Genomic DNA, 15,768 nt, shown 5'->3' on the forward strand with positions numbered 1-15,768 from the left:
ACAACCAAGGACAGTGCGAACATGGACAGCCTCATTACCTTCGAAAAATTGACGGCGCAACACCTGCCTTACCTGTATGAGATCCGCTTTTCCGTTGAAGAAAACCTGCTGCATCCGCATCAAATCCAGTATCTGCAGCGCAGGCAGGCGCTGGAGGACATCAACCAGGGCGGCGGCTGGATCTGCAAGCATGGCGACGACTATGCCGGCGTTGGCTTCGGGTTATTCATCCCTGAACCGCTGATCGGCGGCCTGTTCGTGAAGCCGGAATACCAGTCGAAGGGGATCGGCTCCGCCTTGTTGGCGCGAGTCACCGCCTGGATGTTTGAGCGCGGCGCCGAAGCGATCCACTTAACCACCGATCCGGGCTCCAAAGCCGAAGGCTTTTATCAACATCACGGCTGGGTCGTGGTCGGGCAGGATGAGTTCGGCCAGGCCGAACTGGTGAAACGCAAAGAGGGTGAATAATGACAATCAAAGGATTGATGACGTTACTGCTGCTTTCGCTGTTCAGCGCACCGCTGTATGCGGCCGTTGACTATTTTTACCTGAAACCGCTCGATGGTGAGAAGATCAAGATAACCAGGCAGATGCTGGAGGCGATGCCGCAGTACACGATTAAAACCTCGACCAATTTCACTCCGGAAGATACGTTCACCGGCGTTGAGTTTGCAGAGTTAGTGAAAGCCTACCACCTGAAAGGCCAGTCGGTGCGCGCTTTCGCCTGGGATGATTACTCCTATTCGATGCCGATTGACGAGATGATTAAATACCGTGTGATCGTCGCCTACCAGCGCGGCGGCAAGCCGATCGACGTTGGTGAGCTGGGGCCGTTCGCCATTATTTATCCGCGCGATGGCTATGCCGAACTGAATAACCTGGATGTGAATGCGAAAACCGTCTGGCAAGTGAAACGGTTGGAGCTGAAATAAGATGAGCAAAAAACTGATCGGTACTCTTATCGCGTTGGTTGCCATCTTCTCCTTATTGATTTTGTTGATTGCCATTAACTTCGGCGGCGTAAAAGAGCGCTATAAGCAGATTGAGCCCAATCTGGACAACTACTCGGTGGCCGAGATCCTGTTTCTGGCCTTTGAAAGGACCAAAACCGCACTGTTGCTCAGTGAAAACAATGACTACGGCGCCTTCCAGATCAAAAAGAAAATCTTCTACTCGAAGATTCAGATCCTGGAGAGCCGTTCGACCTTCAGCGACTCTTTTTATTACGACGACGAGTTCATCAAAAATGTTGCGCTGCTGAAGCAGCAGTACCGCACGTTGGACGATCTTTCTGCCGGCTTGCTGGTGGGGCTGAAAAACAAGGCGGACATTCTCTCTTATATGGATGATATCGAGGGTACGCTGGTCGATATCCAGGAAATTATTTATCGGATACAGATTAAAAACTTTACCGAAGTGAAAGGCATCATCCAGGACAACTCGAGTAAAGCCGAGATGTTCGCCCTCTTTTCGCTGATTTTAGTGTTCCTGATGATGTTCCTGGTGTTGAGAAACGCCTTCTCGTTGAAAGAGATCATCAAGAACAAGAACATCTTTATCTCTTCCATCTACCACGAGATCGCCGGCTCGACCCAGGCCATCGTCATTGCCGCGGATATCATGGAACATGAGCTGGCGCAGGAAGAATTGAAAAAAGAAGCCCGCCTGATCTCCTATCACGGTAACAAGATCGCCGAACAAACGCGCGAGGTGATGGATTATTCTCGGCTTGAGATGGGAGAAGTTAAAATCAATATTTCCACCTTCCGGCTGAATGAGGTGGTGGACGATGCCGTAACCGGCATCGGCGCCGGGCGAGGCAATCGCCTCGTGATCCACCATTCGTCTTATGCCGGCCTGATTGGTTCTGATAAATACAAGCTCTACCGAATATTGGCCAACCTGCTCAGCAACGCGGATAAGTTTACCCACCACGGCGCGATCGCCCTCAATGTGAAGGTGTGTCACGGCAATCTGTATTTGCGGGTAAAAGACACCGGCATCGGGTTTAACGTCGATAATCTGGATCGGTTATATAAGGCGTTCAATCAGGGGGTGGAAAGGGAAACGCGGCAGGGATTAGGGCTGGGGCTGACCATTATCAAAAATTACGTCACGACGATGAAAGGCACCATCAAGGTCAAATCCGTCGAAGGGGTTGGCTCATCGTTTTTGATCCGCATTCCGGTCAAACTAATTAAAGAATAGGTTCGACAGCAATAGCGAAGAGATAATCAGCGGCTTGGTCGGTTTTTCCACCAGGTGCACGTCATAGTGCAGGATCATGTCGCCGATGTTTTTCTCGTAGTGATTCAGCTGGCCGGTCAGAATGATGATGCGGGCGTGCGGATCGAGGGCGTCTTTAATTTTCTTCACCACGCGTTCGGAAGTCTCGCCGAAGTCCAACAGCCAGTCCAAAATAAACGCCTCAAAGGACTGCTGCTCCAGCGCGGCCAGCATGGCGTCCGCCGTCTGAAAGGTCTCAGCCTCGATGCCGTAGCGGCTGGCGATCTTCTTCAACAGTTCGAGAATATCGCCGTCATTATCCAGGATCGCGATGCGCGGGGCCGGCAGAAAGTCTATCTTGTTGACTTTATACAGCGGGGCATCGGCTGCATATTCCCGATTGGTGTTGATGATGAAAAGATCGTCCTTTTTGTAGGCGTAAGTTTCGTCGTTGTCCGCTTGCGTGACCGGGCGCTCGTCGACCTCAATGTTGCAGCGCTTGTGAATGCTGTTCATGATAAACACGCCGTTATGTGTCCGTTGGCCGGCAAACGGCTCGTTGAAATACTGGAAAACCTTTTTGACTTCATCGAGGGTGATGCCCCTTTTGCCATCCAGCTTCTGTTTGGCGCTGTTGTACTGAAGGTTCAGTATGTTGGCCATCGTGGAGGCATGTTTTCTGTCGCCAACTCCTTTCAGAGTGAGCAACGCGCTGATTGCATCGATGTAATTTGGCGTTTTCTTCATGACAACCTTGGCTTTTTTGATGTTGACCGCGAGCGTTGAAAAACCTGCGTGAGGACCCGTGCTGGATTATAGATGAAGCCTCGGTTATTGCGGTGATATCAGTTTGATTTTCCTTGGCAAACTCAAAACATACTCGATGTGAAATAAAAAAAACACTCAAAAGACATTCACATTTAGCCGTTTATGTGGTTAATTAGCGCACATACTGTGTGATTCGCGTCCTGGGGGGGGTGCCAGTCTCACAAAATAAACCGCCTGCTCTTGTCCGTAAGCAGGGAGCAGGCGGCAAAAAGATCCGCGGCCGACACCAGGGCCATTGGCAGCACCGGGGATGGCTACTCGAACCTCTCTTCGTCGCTGTACCTTCTTTTTTCCTCTTTCCCCACTTTTCTGCCGCAACAGCGTCCTATGAGTTTCACCGCTGAGTGAGTGCCGAGCACCGTTATGCCACAGCCCTTTAGCCGACAAGGCACCTGCCCGTACACCCTTACAGGCCGCGATACGCCATATGCGCGTTGCTGCGGAGAGGGCCCGGAGTCGCGCAAGAGAATCTCCGGCGCGATCCGGGATGGGATAAGGCGGGGCCATCGAGAGGGAGACGGCCCCGGCCGCCGCCGGGTTTGGCGGCCGGCAACGTCACTATAATCGGCGCGTTTGTCGGCGCCAGCGCCACCGTTCGGCATTGCGCGGCCGCTCCAGCGTTTTCTTCACGCGGCGGTAAACGTTGCCGCTTATTGCGCACCGCGTCCCAGATAACCGTCCCAGTCTTTCCACACCGGCTGCAGCCCGGCGTTGCTGATGGCCTCGGCGACCTGCTGCGGCGTGCGGCCGTCGTGCGGTTCGAACTGTTCCAGCTCCGGCTGCACGTCATCGGCATAGCCGCCGGGCTGCGTCTTGGATCCGGCGCTGACGCTGTTGATCGCCACCGGGATCATATGATCGCGGAAGTACGGCGACTCACGCGTAGACAGTGACAGCTCAACGTCCGGCGCGAACAGCCGGAAGGCGCAGATCAGCTGCACCAGTTGAGGCTCGCTCATGATCGACGCCGGTTCAATGCCGCCGGCGCAGGGGCGCAGGCGCGGGAACGAGATAGAGTAGCGGCTCTGCCAGTAGGTTTGTTGCAGGTAAAACAGATGTTCCGCCAGCAGGTAGCAGTCGGTGCGCCAACTGTTGGACAGGCCGATCAACGCACCGAGGCCGATCTTGTCGATCCCGGCGCGCCCCAGGCGATCCGGCGTGGCCAGGCGCCAATGGAAATCCTGCTTCTGGCCGCGCAGGTGATGCTGCAGATAGGTGGCCGGATGGTAGGTTTCCTGGTACACCAGCACGCCGTCCAGGCCCAGCGTTTTCAGTTCGGCGTATTCCTCCTGCGCCAACGGCTGCACTTCCATCATCAGCGAGCTGAAATGACGGCGGATCGCCGGAATGTGCTGGCGGAAATAGTCCATGCCGACCTTGGTCTGATGTTCGCCGGTGACCAGCAACAGATGCTCGAACCCCAACGCCTGGATGGCTGCGCACTCGCGGGCGATCTCCGCCGCATCCAGCGTTTTACGCTTGATGCGGTTGCTCATCGAAAAGCCGCAGTAGGTGCAGTCGTTGGCGCACAGGTTGGACAGATACAGCGGCACATAGAAGCTGACGACGTTGCCGAATCGCTGGCGGGTCAGCTGCTGCGCGCGCTGCGCCAGCGGTTCCAGATACGGCGCGGCGGCGGGGGAGATCAGCGCCATAAAGTCGTCGCGCGTCAGCTTGTCGGCGTTCAACGCGCGTTCCACGTCGCGCGCGGTTTTGCCGTTGATGCGCAGCGTAATGTCGTCCCAATCCAGCTGTTGCCAGCGGCTACTGAAATCGTCGGCCATCACTGTGCCTCCTCTGGCTGGCTGAGGAAGGCGGTCAGCGGGCTCGAGGCGACCGCACCGCGCTGGCTCGCGCCTAACCCGGCGCTGCGCGCCAATTCGCCGGCCTCCAGCGCCAGGCGAAACGCCCGCGCCATTTGCACCGGGTCGCGCGCCACGGCGATGGCGGTGTTCACCAGCACCGCGTCGGCGCCCAGCTCCATCGCTTCCAGCGCGTGGCTCGGCGCGCCGATGCCGGCGTCGACCACCACCGGCACCTTGGCCTGTTCGATGATGATCTCGAGGAAGTCGCGGGTGCGCAGACCGCGGTTGGAACCGATAGGGGCGCCGAGCGGCATCACCGCCGCGCAGCCCGCCTCTTCCAGCCGTTTGCACAGCACCGGATCGGCGCCGCAGTAGGGCAGCACCACAAAACCGTCTTTCACCAGCGTTTCCGCCGCCTTCAGCGTTTCTATCGGATCCGGCAGCAGGTATTTCACATCGGGGTGGATCTCCAGCTTCACCCAGCGGGTGCCGAGCGCTTCACGCGCCAGCCGGGCGGCGAATACCGCTTCGGCGGCCGTTTTGGCGCCGGAGGTGTTGGGCAACAGCCTGACGCCCAGCTGCTGCAGCGGCGCCAAAATGGCGTCGTTGCCGCCGCGCAGATCGACGCGCTTCATGGCCATGGTCACCAGCTGCGAACCGGAGGCCGCCAGCGCCTCCAGCATCAGCGCCGGGGTGGCGAACTTGCCGGTGCCGGTGAACAGGCGCGAGGTAAAAGTGGTATCGGCGATTTTCAGCATGTCAGCCTCCGGCGATCGCTTGAAACAGCAAAATGTCGTCACCGTCCTGCACCTGATGGTCGGCCCAGTCGGCGCGCGGGATGATGGTTTGGTTGATCGCCAGCGCGGTGCCCGGCTGGTGGCGTTCCAGCTGGGCCAACAGGGCGGCGACGCTGAGCGGCTGCGCCAGCTCCAGCGGTTGGTCGTTTAAACGGATCTTCATGCCGCGCCTCCGCATACCGGGCAGGCACGGGCCCGGCTCAGTTGCAGCGTGCTCCAGCTCTGCTGCTTGCCGTCGAACAGCCGCAGTTTACCGCTGAGGGAAGAAGGCATGCCGGCCAGCATCTTGATGGCCTCCAGCGCTTGCAGGGTGCCGATCACGCCCACCACCGGGCCGAGCACCCCGGCGGTGCGGCAGTTGCGCTGCGGCTCTTCCTGCTCCGGGTACAGGCAGGCGTAGCAGCCGTGCGCATAGGGCGGCTCGAGCACCAGCAACTGGCCGCTGAAGCCGACCGCGCTGCCGCTGATCAGCGGCTTGGCGGCGGCGATGCAGGCGGCATTGACTTCATGGCGGGTCGCCATATTGTCGCAGCAGTCCAGCACCAGATCGGCGCGGGCGACCGCGTCGCGCAGCGCTTGCCCTTGCAGCCGCTGCGCCAGCGGGATGGATTCCACCAACGGGTTCAGCGCCTGCAGGTGGCGTTGCGCCAGCGCCGCCTTGCCGGTGGCGGTATCGGCGCTGCGGTAGAGGATTTGCCGCTGCAGGTTGGTGACGTGCAGCTGGTCGTCGTCGGCCAGCAGCAGCGTGCCGACGCCGGCGGCGGCCAGATACAGCGAAGCCGGGGAACCTAGCCCGCCTAAACCGACGATCAGCACCGTGGCGCGCTTGAGTTTCTCCTGGCCTTCCGGGCCGACGTCCTCCAGCAGCAGCTGGCGGCTGTAGCGCAGGAATTCCTGATCGTTAAGCATCGTTCGGATCCTCGCCTTCAATCAGCCGCAGCAGCTCGGCCGTCGCCGCGCGCCAGTCCGGCGCCTGGGTGATGGCGCTGACCACCGCCACGCTGCCGACGCCGCACGCCAGCACCGCCGGTACGCGATCGATACTGATCCCGCCGATCGCCACCGTCGGGTAATCCGCCAGGCCGGCGATGTGGCGTTTCAACTCCGTCAGCCCCTGCGGCGCCGAAGGCATGTCTTTGGTTTGGGTGGGGAAGATGTGCCCCAACGCGATGTAGGACGGTTTCACCGCCAGCGCGCGCGCCAGTTCGGCGTCGTCATGGGTGGAAACGCCGAGCCGCAGCCCGGCGCGGTGAATGGCAGCCAGATCGGTGGTATCGAGATCTTCCTGGCCCAGATGCACGCCGTAGGCGCCGTGCTTGATCGCCAGCCGCCAGTAGTCGTTGATGAACAGCCGCGCCTGATAACGCCGGCCCAGCGCGATGGCGGCGGCGATATCCTCTTCGACCTGCTCGTCAGGCAAGTCCTTGATGCGCAACTGGATGGTGGTGACGCCGGCCTCCAGCAGGCGAGCGATCCATTCCACGCTGTCGACGACCGGGTAGAGCCCCAGTTTGTAGGGCGTCGCCGGGAAGGGCGTCGTGATATCAGTCATTGCTGGTCTCCTCCTGCAAATTGCCGGCGCTGTGATACAGCTCGCTGCCGCGGGCGCGGAACTCGGCGGACATTTTCTCCATGCCGGTCAGCTGCACCTCGATCGGTTTGGCGGCCTCTTGGGCGGCGGCGTAGTCCCGCACCTCTTGTGAAATCTTCATCGAGCAGAATTTTGGTCCGCACATCGAGCAGAAGTGGGCGATCTTGCCGGATTCCTGCGGCAGGGTTTCGTCGTGATAGGCGCGCGCGGTGGCCGGATCGAGCGCCAGATTGAACTGATCTTCCCAGCGGAATTCGAAACGCGCCTTGGACATGGCGTTATCGCGGATCTGTGCGCCCGGATGGCCTTTGGCCAGATCGGCGGCGTGAGCGGCGATCTTGTAGGTGATCAGGCCCTGTTTGACGTCCTCTTTGTTTGGCAGGCCGAGGTGCTCTTTCGGCGTGACGTAACACAGCATGGCGCAGCCGAACCAGCCGATCATCGCCGCGCCGATGCCGGAGGTGAAATGGTCATAGCCCGGGGCGATATCGGTGGTCAGCGGGCCGAGGGTGTAGAATGGCGCTTCGTGGCAGTGTTCCAGCTCTTCGGTCATGTTGCGGCGGATCATCTGCATCGGCACGTGGCCTGGGCCCTCGATCATCACCTGCACGTCGTATTCCCAGGCGATTTTGGTCAGCTCGCCCAGCGTATGCAGTTCGGCGAACTGGGCTTCGTCGTTGGCGTCCTGAATTGAGCCGGGGCGCAGGCCGTCGCCGAGCGACAGCGAAACGTCGTAGGCGGCGCAGATCTCACAGATTTCGCGGAAATGCTGATAGAGGAAGTTTTCCTGATGGTGCGACAGACACCATTTGGCCATGATCGAGCCGCCGCGCGACACGATGCCGGTCAGGCGTTTGGCGGTCATCGGCACGTAGCGCAGCAGCACGCCGGCGTGGATGGTGAAGTAGTCGACCCCTTGCTCCGCCTGTTCCAGCAGCGTATCGCGGAACATCTCCCAGGTGAGGTTTTCCGCCACGCCGTTGACCTTCTCCAGCGCCTGGTAGATCGGCACGGTGCCGATGGGCACCGGGCTGTTGCGCAGGATCCACTCGCGGGTTTCGTGAATGTAGCGGCCGGTGGAGAGATCCATCACGGTGTCTGCGCCCCAGCGGGTGGCCCATACCAGCTTCTCCACCTCTTCTTCGATCGACGACGTGACCGCCGAGTTGCCGATATTGGCGTTCACCTTTACCAGGAAATTGCGGCCGATAATCATCGGCTCCGCTTCCGGGTGATTGATGTTGGCGGGAATGATAGCGCGGCCGGCGGCCACTTCCTGGCGCACGAACTCCGGCGTGATGTTGTCCGGCAGGTTGGCGCCCCAGCCCTGGCCCGGATGCTGGTGGCGCAGCACCTTGCCGCGAATGCGTTCGCGCCCCATGTTTTCACGGATGGCGATGAATTCCATCTCCGGGGTGACGATGCCGGCGCGGGCGTAGTGCAACTGGGTTACGCACTTGCCCGGCAGCGCTTTGCGCGGCAGCGGCAGGTGTTCGAAACGCAGGTGATCGAGACCTTCGTCCGCCAGCCGCTGCTGGGTGAAGCCGGAGCTGGCACCGCTCAGGGTGGCGGTATCGCCGCGTGCGTCGATCCAGCCGGCGCGCAGCTTGGCCAGGCCGGCGTGCACGTCGAGCTCGGCCTGTGGATCGCCGTACGGGCCGGCGGTGTCATACACCGGGATCGCCTCGTTGGGTTCATACTGCGGGTTATCTTTGCTGCCGCCGACCAGGGTCGGGCTGAGCTGAATTTCACGCATCGGCACCTGGATATCGCGGCGCGAACCCTGCAGGTAGATGCGGCGTGAGTTTGGGAAAGCCATGCCTTGCAGGGTGTCGATAAACTGCTGAGCGGCTTCGCGTTGCGCTTTACGGGCGCGCGGTGGATTAACGTTAGACATAGCAAGTTCCTACCAGTGTGTTGGGTTGGGAAAGTTGCTTGTCTGGAGCTCGGAGGGAGTAATGATGGTGGCCGATAAGGCAGGGCGCCCGCAAGGGGAAGGCCGTGTCTGTGGCGATAGATTACTCTTGTTCCCTTCGCGGGTATTAACCCGATCAGGTTCCGCGGATCCCGAATTAACGGTCTCAGCCTGGCTGATTCGATGAACAAATCAGGCGCTAGGCACTCCGACAAGATGCCCCCCAGTATAGGAGGGATAAGAAAAAAAACTATAAAATTTTAACGCGCCGGATCCAGCGCCTGGTCCGGCAGTGGTTGCTGCGTGGTTTCCGCTTCCAGCAGGATCAGCTTATCTTCCAGCGCAAAGCGCGCCGCCAGCGTTTCGCCGATATCCGACAAGGCCTGGTGGAATTCCAGACAAACCTCCTGATCGATATCCACTTCGGTATAGCGATCGTGGAACGCCATGATCTGTTCGGTATTGGCCCACAGCTTGGGGTAGATGTTCACCGCCAGCGACATTTTCGGACTGGCTGCGCCTTCCACTTGTTTGATAATTCTGTCATAGATATGAAAATGCCCTGCGGAGAGGTAATCCACCAGGTTATGGCAAAAGTTCTCCAGCGCTTTTTCATTCAGCGGCGTATGCTTTTCTTTATTCGGTTTGAGGCCTACCAGCGTGCAGTAGGCGACCAGCAACTGCTTGCGGGCCTGAAGCCATTGATCAACTAATTCATTACTACCGCCAACGCGCTGAGTCAGCCTTTCCAAACGGTTGAGCATGTTTGACTCCGTGTAAGTAACAAAAGTAACCGGTAAGTTATTAAAATGTAACAAAGCCGATTTGTAGAGTGCCAGTGAAGCTGAGGTTGTGCAACAACGATATGGAACTTGCATTAACGGGCAATGAAAACGGCTGGTGGATCGTCAGCCATGAAAGCAAACTTTGGTTACCGAACGGTGAATTGCCGTCGGGGACCGCCGCCGCCCTCGGGCTGCAGGGCCACATGGCGCGCGTCATCGGTGAGTGGGAGGGCGCGCCGGTCTGGCTGGTGCGCCAGGCGATGCCGCGGGAGATGGGGTCGGTGCGTCAGTTGTTGGATCAGGATCGTGGTCTGTTCCAGCTGGCCGGGCGCGGCGTGCAGTTGGCGGATTTCTACCGCTCCCATCGCTATTGCGGCTACTGCGGCCATGAGATGCACCTCAGCCGCACCGAAAGCGCCTGCCTGTGCGGCCATTGCAAGGAGCGCTACTACCCGCAGATCGCGCCCTGCGTGATCGTCGCCATTCGGCGCGACGATCAGATCCTGCTGGCGCAGCACGTGCGCCATCGCGGCGGCATTCACACGGTGCTGGCCGGTTTCGTTGAAGTGGGCGAAACGCTGGAGCAAGCGGTAGCGCGCGAAGTGATGGAAGAGAGCAATATTGAAATCAAGAACCTGCGCTACGTCACGTCACAACCCTGGCCGTTTCCGCACTCGCTGATGATGGCCTTTATGGCCGATTACCACCAGGGTGAGATTCGTCACGATCCCAAGGAGCTGCTCAATGCCGGTTGGTATCGTTACGACCAACTGCCGCTGTTGCCGCCGCCCGGCACCGTGGCGCGCCGCTTGATTGAGGACACCGTGGCGCTGTGCCGGGCAGAATAATGTACAATGGCCGGCAGATTATTAAGGGAGCCCCATAAATGACTGAGTTGAAGAACGATCGTTACCTGCGCGCGCTGTTGCGCCAGCCGGTGGATGTGACCCCCGTATGGATGATGCGCCAGGCCGGTCGTTATTTACCGGAGTATAAGGCGACTCGCGCCCAGGCCGGTGATTTCATGTCGCTGTGCAAGAACGCGGAGCTGGCCTGCGAGGTTACGCTGCAGCCGCTGCGCCGCTACGCGCTGGACGCCGCCATCCTGTTCTCCGACATTCTCACCATTCCCGACGCCATGGGGCTCGGCCTGTACTTTGAAGCCGGCGAAGGCCCGCGTTTCAGCTCCCCGTCACCTGCCGCGCCGACGTCGACAAACTGCCGGTGTTCGATCCGGAAGTGGAGCTGGGCTATGTGATGAACGCAGTGCGCACCATTCGCCGCGAGCTGAAGGGCGAAGTGCCGCTGATCGGCTTCTCCGGCAGCCCGTGGACGCTGGCTACCTATATGGTTGAGGGCGGCAGCAGCAAGGCATTCACCAAGCTGAAGAAGATGATGTATGCCGAGCCGGCCACGTTGCACCTGTTGCTGGACAAGCTGGCGGACAGCGTGATCCTTTACCTCAATGCCCAGATCAAGGCCGGCGCGCAGTCGGTGATGGTGTTCGACACCTGGGGCGGCGTGCTGACCGGGCGCGATTACCGCGAGTTCTCTTTGCACTACATGCACAAGATCGTCGATGGCTTGCTGCGTGAAAACGACGGCCGCCGCGTGCCGGTAACGCTGTTCACCAAAGGCGGCGGGCAGTGGCTGGAGGCGATGGCCGCCACCGGCTGCGATGCGCTGGGGCTGGACTGGACCACCGACATCGCCGACGCGCGCCGTCGCGTAGGCGACAAAGTGGCGCTGCAGGGCAATATGGATCCGTCGATGCTTTATGCTTCTCCGGCGCGCATCGCGGAAGAAGTGGAGACCATTCTGGCCGGTTTCGGCCACGGCAACGGTCATGTGTTCAACCTGGGCCACGGCATCCATCAGGATGTGCCGCCGGAGCACGCCGGGGCCTTCGTCGAGGCGGTGCACGCGCAGTCGGCGAAATACCACCGTTAAGGATCCGATGTGACCGATATGGCGGCTCTGCGCGCCGAACAGCTGCGGCGCGCCGCTGAAGTCATTCGCTACGACGAGCTGCCGGCCGAACCGCCGGCGTTCATCGCCGGCGCCGATGTGGGCTTCGAGCAAGAGGGCGCGGTGACGCGCGCCGCCATCGCCATCCTGCGCTATCCGTCGCTGGAGCTGGTGGAGTATCAGGTGGCGCGCATCGCCACCGTCATGCCTTATATCCCGGGTTTCCTGTCGTTTCGCGAATACCCGGCGCTGTTGGCCGCCTGGGCGCAGCTGCGGCAAAAACCGGGGCTGATCTTCGTCGATGGGCACGGCGTTTCACATCCGCGGCGCCTCGGCGTCGCCAGCCATTTCGGCCTGCTGGTCGATGTGCCGACCATCGGCGTGGCCAAGAAGCGCCTGTGCGGCAAATTCGCGCCGCTGGACGCCGCCGTCGGCGCGCTGGCGCCGTTGGAAGATAAGGGTGAACAGCTGGGCTGGGTATGGCGTAGCAAGGCGCGTTGCAACCCGCTGTTCATCTCAACCGGTCACCGCGTGGGCGCCGACAGCGCGCTGGCGTGGGTGCAGCGCTGCATGGCGGGCTACCGTTTGCCGGAGCCGACCCGTTGGGCCGACGCCATCGCTTCGCGCCGTCCGGCGTTTCAGCGGTGGTTGCAGCAGCATCCGGAGGTGTCGCCATGAGCGATTTCGGGTACACTGCGCCGCAGATAACGCGTAAGAGAGTAAAGCATGCTACGTAACCCGATTCATTTACGTCTGGAACGGCTCGAGGGCTGGCAACATTTGACCTTTATGGCCAGTTTGTGCGAGCGTATGTACCCGAATTACCAGATGTTCTGCAAACAGACCGAGTTCGGCGATCCGGCGGTTTATCGCCGCATTCTGGATTTGGTGTGGGAAACGCTGGTGGTGAAGGACGCCAAGGTCAACTTCGACAGCCAGCTCGAGAAGTTGGAAGAGGCGATTCCGTCGGCGGAAGATTACGATCTTTACGGCGTTTACCCGGCAATTGATGCCTGTATCGCATTAGGGGAACTGATCCATTCGCGGCTCGGCGGGGAGACGCTGGAGCACGCCATCGCCATCAGTGAAACATCGATTCGCACCGTGGCGATGTTGGAAATGACCCAAGCCGGTAAGGAAATGACCGACGAAGAGTTGGAAAGTTTGCCGGCGGTAGAGGAAGAATGGGACATTCAATGGGAAATTTTCCGCCTGTTGGACGCCTGTGAAGAGCGCGATATAGACCTGATCAAGGGGCTGCGATCCGACCTGCGGGAGGCGGGCGTCAGCAACATCGGGATAAATTTAGCGCAATAAGGCAACAAAACGTGATTTAACGCCTGATTTGTCATGCCTTAAGGCTTCACATCCGCACCCTGTCTGGTCTACATTTGGGGGGCGTAAAAAAAGTGGCTATCGGTGCGTGTATGCAGGAGAGTGCTGTCAATCGGCATATCCGTCGCACTCGATGCTTTGCAAACGATAAACACACTGTAAGGATAACTTATGAACAAGACTCAACTGATTGATGTAATCGCGGACAAGGCTGACCTTTCCAAAGCACAAGCTAAACTGGCTCTGGAATCCACCCTGGCTGCAATTACTGAGTCTCTGAAAGAAGGTGATGCAGTACAATTGGTTGGCTTCGGTACTTTCAAAGTAAACCATCGTAGCGAGCGCACTGGCCGCAACCCACAGACTGGCAAAGAAATCAAAATCGCAGCAGCCAACGTGCCTGCGTTCGTTTCTGGCAAAGCACTGAAAGACGCCGTTAAATAAGACCGCGCCTCGGTGAAAAGATTAAACAGGGGGGCGATGGCGCCCCTTTTGTTTACTCGTCGGGCGCTCATGGCCGTTGGCATCGCCGTCGGCCTGAGCGCCTGCAGTTTCCATTCCGATATCCCCAGTTTTACCGCCAGCGGCTTCGTGGCCGATCAGGGCGTGATACGTCTGTGGCGTAAAGACGATGAGCAACATCGTCCGCAAGTGTTGGTCAGCGTTTACAGCCCTTACCGCGGCCCGGGTACCATTACCACGCTGTACACCTATCAGGGCGACGTGCTGCGCCAAATCAAACGTAACGACGCCGACGGCGATCGAGATTCCATTCAGCTGCGCTTTGCCGACGATGGCACGGTGAGTTTTATGCAGCGCCAGCTGGCGACACGCCGCGAACCGCTGACCCGCGATGAAATCGCCCTGTACCAATATCAGGCGCGACGGATCCTCGAAGTGAGCAATGCGCTGCGCGCCGGCAAGGTCAAATTGCTGCAGGGGCGTTGGATGCAGGGCGAGGTGCAAACCTGCGACGGCCAAAGCATGAAACCGGGGCTGGATGCCGCCTCCATCGCCTGGATCGAAAAACGCGCCCGCAGCAGCAGCCGGCCGGTGAGCGTCGCCTGGCTGGAAGCGCCGGAAGGCAGCGAGCTGCTGCTGGTGGCGAACGACGACTTCTGCAGCTGGGAACCGAAAGAAGACCTGCTATAAAAAAGGCCCCGCGCTGCGGAGCCTCTGGTCATGATCATGAAAGATCAAATTATTTGCCGCGCGCAATCGCGCGATAACCGATATCTTTGCGGCAGAAGCTGCCCGGCCACTGGATACCTTCCGCCAGCTGATAGGCGCGTTGCTGCGCCTGCGCCACGGTATCGCCCAGCGCCGTCACGCACAGCACGCGGCCGCCGCTGGTGACGACGTCATCGCCCTGCAAGCGTGTGCCGGCATGGAAGACCTTACCGTCGGCGCTTTCCTGCTGCGGTAGCCCCTGGATAACCTCGCCGTTGCGATAGTCACCCGGATAACCGCCGGCTGCCAGCACCACGCCAAGGGCAGGGCGTTCGTCCCAATCAGAGCTCTTCTCGTTCAGACGGCCTTCGGCGCCCGCCAGACACAGCTCCACCAGATCGGAGCGCAGGCGCAGCATGATCGGCTGAGTTTCCGGATCGCCAAAACGGCAGTTGAATTCGATCACCTTCGGCTGGCCGTCGGCGGAGATCATCAGGCCGGCATACAGGAAGCCGACGTAGGTATTGCCTTCCGCCGCCATGCCGCGCACCGTCGGCCAGATCACCTGATCCATGGCGCGCTGGTGGATTTCGTCGGTCACGACCGGCGCCGGGGAGTAGGCGCCCATGCCGCCGGTGTTCGGGCCGGTGTCGCCGTCGCCGACGCGTTTGTGGTCCTGGCTGGTGGCCATCGGCACCACGTTCTCGCCATCGACCATCACGATGAAGCTGGCTTCTTCGCCGTCGAGGAACTCTTCCACCACGATGCGATGGCCGGCGTCGCCGAAGGCGTTGCCGGCCAACATGTCGCGCACCGCCTCTTCCGCTTCCTGCAGCGTCATCGCGACGATCACGCCTTTACCGGCCGCCAGGCCATCGGCCTTGATGACGATCGGCGCGCCTTTGCGGCGCACATAGGCCAGCGCCGGCTCCACCTCGGTGAAGTTTTCATATTCGGCGGTCGGGATGCGGTGGCGCGCCAGGAAATCTTTGGTGAAGGCTTTGGAGCCTTCGAGCTGCGCGGCGGCCTGCGTCGGGCCGAAGATTTTCAGACCGGCGGCCTGGAAGGCATCGACCACGCCGATCACCAGCGGGGCTTCCGGCCCAACGATGGTCAGACCGATGTCATGGCTCTGGGCGAAAGCGACCAGGGCGGGGATGTCGGTGGCGGCGATCGCCACGTTTTCCAGATTGGCTTCCAGCGCGGTGCCGGCATTGCCCGGCGCAACATAGACTTTATCCGCCAGCGGAGACTGGGCGGCTTTCCAGGCCAGCGCGTGTTCGCGCCCGCCGTTGCCGATAATCAAAATGTTCATCAGAAGCTCCACGAATGGCGTGCGCCGGAGCGC

Annotated in this window: 17 protein-coding genes, 1 pseudogene and 1 riboswitch; of the genes and pseudogenes, 9 read left to right on the forward strand and 9 right to left on the reverse strand. The window is 60.0% G+C overall.

Annotated features, from left to right (window positions below):
* Window positions 1-21: 21 nt before the first annotated feature.
* From JL05_RS02160 to JL05_RS02170, 3 genes are read left to right on the forward strand one after another with little or no spacing between them, the layout of a single operon-like run.
* Entirely contained in the window at window positions 22-468 is a 447-nt protein-coding gene (locus JL05_RS02160; protein ID WP_033631528.1) for a GNAT family N-acetyltransferase, read from the forward strand.
* Entirely contained in the window at window positions 468-932 is a 465-nt protein-coding gene (locus tag JL05_RS02165) for a putative pterin-binding protein (RefSeq protein WP_033631529.1), read from the forward strand. The genes JL05_RS02160 and JL05_RS02165 overlap by 1 nt, the downstream gene beginning before the upstream one ends.
* Before the next feature lies 1 nt (window position 933).
* Complete coding sequence (locus JL05_RS02170) at window positions 934-2,208, forward strand: sensor histidine kinase (RefSeq protein WP_033631530.1); 1,275 nt, start codon at window positions 934-936, stop codon at window positions 2,206-2,208.
* Here JL05_RS02170 and JL05_RS02175 read toward each other — a convergent pair.
* The 8 genes from JL05_RS02175 to JL05_RS02210 form a co-directional block, all read right to left on the reverse strand.
* Window positions 2,194-2,973: a helix-turn-helix domain-containing protein gene (locus JL05_RS02175; RefSeq protein ID WP_033631531.1), complete on the reverse strand. Its 780-nt coding sequence runs from the start codon at window positions 2,971-2,973 to the stop codon at window positions 2,194-2,196. The two genes, JL05_RS02170 and JL05_RS02175, sit on opposite strands and share 15 nt — an antisense overlap.
* 731 nt (window positions 2,974-3,704) lie before the next feature.
* Window positions 3,705-4,838 carry a 2-iminoacetate synthase ThiH gene (gene thiH, locus JL05_RS02180; protein WP_033631532.1) on the reverse strand — a complete coding sequence of 378 codons (1,134 nt, stop codon included), beginning with the start codon at window positions 4,836-4,838 and terminating at the stop codon, window positions 3,705-3,707.
* Window positions 4,838-5,617, reverse strand: a complete 780-nt coding sequence (locus JL05_RS02185; RefSeq protein ID WP_004929886.1) for a thiazole synthase — start codon at window positions 5,615-5,617, stop codon at window positions 4,838-4,840. The genes thiH and JL05_RS02185 overlap by 1 nt, the downstream gene beginning before the upstream one ends.
* Before the next feature lies 1 nt (window position 5,618).
* Window positions 5,619-5,819: a sulfur carrier protein ThiS gene (gene thiS / locus JL05_RS02190; protein WP_004929884.1), complete on the reverse strand. Its 201-nt coding sequence runs from the start codon at window positions 5,817-5,819 to the stop codon at window positions 5,619-5,621.
* Entirely contained in the window at window positions 5,816-6,565 is a 750-nt protein-coding gene (locus JL05_RS02195) for a HesA/MoeB/ThiF family protein (protein ID WP_033631534.1), read from the reverse strand. Before JL05_RS02195 ends, thiS begins: the two co-directional genes overlap by 4 nt.
* The gene (gene thiE / locus JL05_RS02200; protein ID WP_033631535.1) at window positions 6,558-7,208 is read right to left on the reverse strand and encodes a thiamine phosphate synthase; all 651 of its coding nucleotides are present in this window, start codon (window positions 7,206-7,208) and stop codon (window positions 6,558-6,560) included. The genes JL05_RS02195 and thiE overlap by 8 nt, the downstream gene beginning before the upstream one ends.
* Window positions 7,201-9,144 carry a phosphomethylpyrimidine synthase ThiC gene (thiC, locus tag JL05_RS02205; RefSeq protein ID WP_033631536.1) on the reverse strand — a complete coding sequence of 648 codons (1,944 nt, stop codon included), beginning with the start codon at window positions 9,142-9,144 and terminating at the stop codon, window positions 7,201-7,203. The genes thiE and thiC overlap by 8 nt, the downstream gene beginning before the upstream one ends.
* A 114-nt stretch (window positions 9,145-9,258) precedes the next feature.
* Window positions 9,259-9,383: riboswitch (TPP riboswitch) on the reverse strand.
* Between the two features lie 39 nt (window positions 9,384-9,422).
* Window positions 9,423-9,926, reverse strand: coding sequence for an Rsd/AlgQ family anti-sigma factor (locus tag JL05_RS02210; protein WP_033631537.1), 504 nt, complete (start codon window positions 9,924-9,926; stop codon window positions 9,423-9,425).
* Between the two features lie 101 nt (window positions 9,927-10,027).
* Between JL05_RS02210 and nudC the strand changes: the two genes are divergently transcribed.
* The 6 genes and pseudogenes from nudC to JL05_RS02240 all read left to right on the forward strand — a co-directional run bounded on the left by nudC (window position 10,028) and on the right by JL05_RS02240 (window position 14,402).
* Window positions 10,028-10,795 (forward strand): NAD(+) diphosphatase, encoded by a 768-nt coding sequence (gene nudC, locus JL05_RS02215; RefSeq protein ID WP_004929878.1) that lies wholly within the window; start codon window positions 10,028-10,030, stop codon window positions 10,793-10,795.
* Between the two features lie 110 nt (window positions 10,796-10,905).
* Window positions 10,906-11,897, forward strand: a pseudogene (gene hemE, locus JL05_RS02220) (uroporphyrinogen decarboxylase).
* 9 nt (window positions 11,898-11,906) lie between these two features.
* Window positions 11,907-12,593 (forward strand): deoxyribonuclease V, encoded by a 687-nt coding sequence (nfi, locus tag JL05_RS02225; RefSeq protein ID WP_033631538.1) that lies wholly within the window; start codon window positions 11,907-11,909, stop codon window positions 12,591-12,593.
* 48 nt (window positions 12,594-12,641) lie between these two features.
* Window positions 12,642-13,232, forward strand: a complete 591-nt coding sequence (locus JL05_RS02230) for a YjaG family protein (RefSeq protein ID WP_004929875.1) — start codon at window positions 12,642-12,644, stop codon at window positions 13,230-13,232.
* A 189-nt stretch (window positions 13,233-13,421) separates the two neighbouring features.
* On the forward strand, window positions 13,422-13,694 hold the full coding sequence (hupA, locus tag JL05_RS02235) for a nucleoid-associated protein HU-alpha (RefSeq protein WP_004929874.1): 273 nt from the start codon (window positions 13,422-13,424) through the stop codon (window positions 13,692-13,694).
* Window positions 13,695-13,730: 36 nt separating this feature from the next.
* Entirely contained in the window at window positions 13,731-14,402 is a 672-nt protein-coding gene (locus tag JL05_RS02240) for a DUF1481 domain-containing protein (RefSeq protein ID WP_081877827.1), read from the forward strand.
* Window positions 14,403-14,451: 49 nt separating this feature from the next.
* On the opposite strand, the gene purD is transcribed toward JL05_RS02240, so the two are convergent.
* A complete protein-coding gene (gene purD, locus JL05_RS02245; RefSeq protein WP_033631540.1) occupies window positions 14,452-15,735 on the reverse strand; it encodes a phosphoribosylamine--glycine ligase in 1,284 nt (427 codons plus the stop codon).
* Between the last annotated feature and the right edge of the window lie 33 nt (window positions 15,736-15,768).

It is taken from the genome of Serratia nematodiphila DZ0503SBS1 (genome assembly GCF_000738675.1).
Classification (GTDB): Bacteria; Pseudomonadota; Gammaproteobacteria; order Enterobacterales; family Enterobacteriaceae; genus Serratia; species Serratia nematodiphila.